General features: G+C 51.6%; 5 protein-coding genes. 4 read left to right on the top strand and 1 reads right to left on the bottom strand.

Annotated features, from left to right (window positions below; all coding sequences use genetic code 11):
* The coding region (locus IQ235_RS18170; RefSeq protein ID WP_264322825.1) for a YggT family protein at positions 1–254 on the bottom strand (254 nt) is incomplete at its 3' end.
* A 624-nt stretch (positions 255–878) separates the two neighbouring features.
* On the opposite strand from IQ235_RS18170, the gene psbX reads away from it, so the two are divergent.
* The 4 genes from psbX to IQ235_RS18150 form a co-directional block, all read left to right on the top strand.
* Positions 879–995 (top strand): photosystem II reaction center X protein, encoded by a 117-nt coding sequence (gene psbX / locus IQ235_RS18165; protein WP_264322824.1) that lies wholly within the window; start codon positions 879–881, stop codon positions 993–995.
* Between the two features lie 238 nt (positions 996–1233).
* The gene (locus IQ235_RS18160; protein WP_264322823.1) at positions 1234–2376 is read left to right on the top strand and encodes a Ycf66 family protein; all 1143 of its coding nucleotides are present in this window, start codon (positions 1234–1236) and stop codon (positions 2374–2376) included.
* A gap of 465 nt (positions 2377–2841) precedes the next feature.
* A complete protein-coding gene (locus tag IQ235_RS18155) occupies positions 2842–4290 on the top strand; it encodes a DVUA0089 family protein (protein ID WP_264322822.1) in 1449 nt (482 codons plus the stop codon).
* Positions 4291–4440: 150 nt separating this feature from the next.
* On the top strand, positions 4441–5252 hold an 812-nt coding region (locus tag IQ235_RS18150), incomplete at its 3' end, for a pentapeptide repeat-containing protein (RefSeq protein WP_264322821.1).

Genomic DNA, 5252 nt, shown 5'->3' with positions numbered 1-5252 from the left:
CCTAGGAGAACTTCCCGCAGCAAACTAAAAATTCCGACCCAAATGATGGGGGCAATATCCACCCCGCCAATGGGAGAAACGAGTTTGCGCGTGGGAGCTAAAAACGGTTCGGTGGGGAAGGCAATTAAGCTAGAGGGCAATTTGGTTAAATCCACCTGGGGATACCAAGTCAGAACGATGCGGAAAATGAATAGTAGGGTCATCAGACTGAAAAATATGCCCAGAGTCCAACTGGCGATCGTAAGAGAACTCATAGTTTATGAAGCTTTGTAACTGAATTTAACCTTTATTCTAAGGGTTGGTGGGTCGCCGTTTCATGGGAAATCTCCAACTCGATCGGGGGATCGAGTTGGAGATCGTACAGGTCACCGTTAAAACGATCGAAAATTTTAGGTTGAAAACCGCCCTCGACTCAGGTGACTCTTTGGACGTATTTTTCGGAAAACAAACCCTTTTTGCTTTAGAATATTTTGAGTGGGAAAGGCGATCGACTACTATAAAAACCGAGTTCTCTAATGAGAAGTGCGCTCACCGTCGCCATTAAACGGTAGTTGCTCTACTTGGAAAAACTCCAAGACGGCACGACCTCATTTATCGAGGTTCTACTGCCAGGTTCTAGTTTCCTGCTAGCAGTGGGTAAAAAATTAATAGAGGCTAAACAGACAGAATTTAAAGGCATGTGAGTCCTTTCAAAAAAGAACTCGCAATCGGCGAATAGGGTAGGGCATACCCAAATTCACGCTTGGGGAGAATCCCACCTCTGATTTAGATAACGCAAGGAATCTAGGTTAAGTGGTTTCGTTGAACCAAGAATCCCCGTACTGTTAAGGGCGGGGAGTGTCAACTAAAGAATCGTTTAGGAATCGAAAGCAAAAATTATGACACCTTCTTTAACCAACTTTTTCTATAGCTTGTTAGCCGGTACGATTATCGTGGTTATCCCCGCCACGGTCGGTTTGATTTTCATCAGCCAGAAAGACAAAGTTCGGCGCTAGGAAGACTCCCCCGAGTCCGCGTGAAGTCCTGCTCGGACTTCACCGCCTAGAAGCCAACAACTCAGTTCTTACCTGCTAATTTTTTGGACGCAACACGCAAGGTCTCGACCCTAAGAAAAAGGGAATTTCTTAATGAAGAGCGATCGCGATCGCCAAAAAAATACTCCAAAGTTCCACTGCTAGATTGAAGATCGGGTCTACGAATCGTTAAGATAAGACTGACTCAGGAGACAAGTGAATGGTTAACTTTGGATTTGGACTTGCTGGCTTTATCGGTTTGGCGCTGGTCGCCGCCGGTGTAGGGTTGTACGTTCTGCGCTCCCTACGTCCCACTCTCGCTCGCGATCACGATATTTTCTTCGCCGCTGTAGCTCTGCTGTGTGGCGGTATTTTAATGTTTCAAGGCTGGCGGCTAGACCCAATTTTGCTGTTCGGCCAATTTTTGATGACGGGTTCGGCCGCGTTTTTTGCGGTCGAGAGCATCCGATTGCGGGGAATTGTCACCCAACAGGCTAAGCGCAATACTCCCATCGTCGATGACGAGCGCTCTGTCAGTTCGAGCTATCAAGCCTATGGCTACGAACCTTACGAAGCAGAACTCGAGGAAATCGAACCCGCTCGAGATTATCCACCCCAGCGAACCGATCGTTACATTCCCGGCAGCCGCGAAGGTCGCCGTCCCGCCCGAGACGCTTACAGCCGAGACCCCTACTCCACCCAAAGCGAGCGCCGCCGTCCCCCCAGTCGATCGGCTAGTGGGGCTGCTAGACCGGTACCGGGAGGCAAAAAACGCACCCGTCCGCCTCGTCCGCCCGAATCCCCACGCCGGACGACTAGCTCCTATGATGGTTGGGAAGAGCCGGGATATCCCGACCCGACCTCCCGTTCCCGTCCGACTCGCCCGGCAAACAGTCGCCCGCCATCGAGTTCTAAACGTCCTCGTCCTTCATCCGCTCCTTACGCCTCGCCCGATCGCGATTTGAGGGTAGATGCCACTCCTGTGGACTATACCGATTACGATCGACCCAGTTCCTCTCGCACCAATGGAGATATGGATGGAACTTCAAGAGACGATCGAGGTGGGCGATCGTCTAACTCCCCTCGATCGCGAACCAATAGCAATCTCGATCTCGGTGGAACCTCAACCGGCTATAACGACTATTCTGCGTCCTCCTATTCGGACTATTCCCTCGATGACGACGACGCCGAGAATACGTCAACGGACTACACCCAATACCCTTATTCCAAGCCCCCGACTGCCAAGCCCAAAAAAGATTTAGACCTGAAGTCACCCCCCTCCGACTACGACGATTATCCTTGCGTCGATCGCCCCGAGGAAGAAGATAATTCCTCCGATCGCTTCGATAACGATAATTACTAACGCGTCCTACAACTCAACGGGCTAAGTCCTGCAGGGGGAACAGTGAGGGTCTGCAATCCTGCTTGGGAGTCGTCGGCTCCCAAGATCGACCTTCCTTAATTGTTCTATAGAACCACTCTCAATTGACCTCTTAGATCGAGTTCGGATGATTCGTTAAAATTAAGCAATCTCGCCTGAAAACTTCTCTAGTTCTCTTCCCCAACTCCCCGCACGAGGCGTTATATAGCAGTCGCCACTGTAGGCCTGGACATTTGGGGATTTTGACGATCGACGACACGAGCAAGATGCTCGTACTAATTGTCTTCACCAGCCTGGCGGTTGCTATGAGTATTTAACCGAACTCGATACTATCCAATACTCGAGTTTGTGTCGGGGATATTTCTCCATGGCACTTTTACAGTTGTCATACAGTTTGTGGATTCTTGCAGAAGATTTACGGACAATAGACTAAAGACCGATCTCTGTATGTCTAAATCAACCCAGATGCCACCTCTACGCCGAAATCCCATCGCCGGAAGTTTGCTCGCTGTCGGACTGACCCTCAGTTCGATCGGCCTAAGCCTTCCCTTCACGAGTCTTCCGGCATTTGCCCAAGACGTGGATGAAGAAACGAACATCCGAGTCTACGATCGAGCCAGTCCCGCCGTTGTGGCGATCGATGCTGGTGGGGCGACGGGGAGTGGGAGTATCATCTCCGCCGATGGTTTGATTTTGACCAACGCTCATGTCGTCGAGAACGCCCCAGATACCGTGACCGTGACCCTCGCCGACGGTCGCGAATTATCTGCCGAGGTCATCGCATTCGATGCCAATGGTTTAGATTTAGCGGCATTGAGAATTTCCGGCGAGGACGATTTGCCCACCATTCCTCTAGCCGATCTCGATTCCGTCCGGGTCGGTCAGCGAGCCTTTGCTATCGGAAGTCCTTTCGGCTTGCAAAATACCTTTACCATCGGCATTGTCAGTCGTCTCGACCCAGAACGGGGTACGATCCAAACCGATGCCGCCATCAATCCAGGCAACTCCGGCGGTCCGTTGCTCAACTCCCAAGGCGAGTTGATCGGTGTCAATACAGCGATTTTCAGTCCGAGGTTTGATGCAGGAAACATTGGCATTGGATTTGCCATTGCGATCGATCGCGTCGAACCCTTCCTCGCCGCCGTTGAAGACGGGAGCGCTCCTCGCACGGCCCAAACTCGACCCGTTCCCGGTACGACTCAACCTCCTCAATCCATCACCCTCAACGCCCCTCCCATCGATGGAACCCTCGATCTCGGCGACAACGTGCTGCCGATGGATAACAGCTTTTTCGATACCTATACTTTTGAGGGCAGCGCTGGCGATCGAATTTCCATCGAAATGCAGAGCGGGGAAATCGATCCCTATCTCATTTTGCTGGCTCCGGGGGGTCGCGAGCTAGCGCAAGATGATGACAGCGGTGGGGGAACCAATGCCCAAATTGTCGTGCAGTTACCAGAATCGGGAACTTATACCCTCATTGCCAACTCCTACGCTGGAGATGAATCGGGAGCCTATCGCTTGGAGTTGAAAACGACCCGAACCGAGGGAAGCATCCCCAAACCTCAAGAAACTGGGGGAACGATTCTTCTCGAACGAGGGGAACTCGGGCCCGGAGATACGGTACTGCCCAACGATAATAGCTTTTTCGATCTCCATTCCTTTGAAGGTCGTGCGGGTCAAACGGTAACCATTACCTTGGAGAGCGACCAGTTCGATACCTATCTCGTTTTGTTGGACTCCGAAGGTAGTGCCATCGACCAAAATGACGATGCTCGTAACGGCAATACCAATTCCATGCTGCGGGTGACACTTCCCCAAAGTGGGACTTATCGAGTCGTCGTCAATTCTTATGACAATACGGGGAACGGTCGGTATACGTTGACAGTTGAGTAAAATTTGGGTCGCAATCGATCCTTTTCATCCAAACAAACTCGCCCTCGTCTGATGTACTTCTGTTCTGTGTCGATCTCTAAAGTCTCCCACATCCCTCTCAACCTTCGATAAGCTAGACAATATCAGTCAAACGGGGGAGCGTTCGGAACTATGGAACCCAAAGAAATCGAATCGGCGATCGAATTATTGCAGCGATATGCGGCAGGGGAACGAGAATTCGATCGGGCGCGCTTGAGTCAAGCAAATTTGCACGGGGCAACTCTCCATGGCATCGATCTGAGTGAAGCAATACTGTGCGGTGCCAATCTCAGTCAGGCGGATTTGCGCGGGGCAGATCTGAGTTGGGCGGATTTGAGCGGGTCAAATCTGGAAGGGACGGACTTGCGCGGGGCGATTCTCACCCGTGCCGACCTCAGTCAGGCAAATTTACGACGGGCGAATTTGCGCAAGGCAGATTTGAGTTTGGCGAACCTCACAGATACCGATTTGACCGATGCGATTTTGCCTTCGGAGGAGGATTCTTCCGCCACTGCACCCGAACGGAGAGAGTCACCCCAGGAAAAATCGCCCCTCAAACTTTACCACAACCCCATCTCAGGCAACTCTCGTCGGATTTGGATTGCCCTCCTCGAAAAACAGCTACCTTTTGAACTGGTGACGCTTAACCTCGACGGCGACCAATTGACCCGAGAATTCCTAGAAATTAGCCCCTTCAATCAGATTCCCGTCCTCGTAGATGATGGATTCGTCGTGGTGGAATCCCTTGCCATTCTCGACTACCTGGAAACCCAATACCCCACCCCAGCCTTACTTCCCAAGGATGCTAAATCCCTGGGAACAGTGCGCATGGTGGAACTGGCAACGGTGAACGAACTTTTTCCGGCAATGAACCCCTTGGTGCAGCAGATGATGGGATTTGGGGAAGCCGACGAGGCAAAACTCGCGCAGTCGCGGCAACAGGT

Source organism: Zarconia navalis LEGE 11467 (genome assembly GCF_015207075.1).
Classification (GTDB): domain Bacteria; phylum Cyanobacteriota; class Cyanobacteriia; order Cyanobacteriales; family Geitlerinemataceae; genus Zarconia; species Zarconia navalis.
This window is presented reverse-complemented; position numbering and strand designations above follow the sequence as displayed.

Bases quoted from the DNA above. Each gene is read 5' to 3' on its own strand.
- psbX (WP_264322824.1), top strand. From the start codon at position 879: ATGACACCTTCTTTAACCAACTTTTTCTATAGCTTGTTAGCCGGTACG.
- IQ235_RS18160 (WP_264322823.1), top strand. From the start codon at position 1,234: ATGGTTAACTTTGGATTTGGACTTGCTGGCTTTATCGGTTTGGCGCTG.
- IQ235_RS18155 (WP_264322822.1), top strand. From the start codon at position 2,842: ATGTCTAAATCAACCCAGATGCCACCTCTACGCCGAAATCCCATCGCC.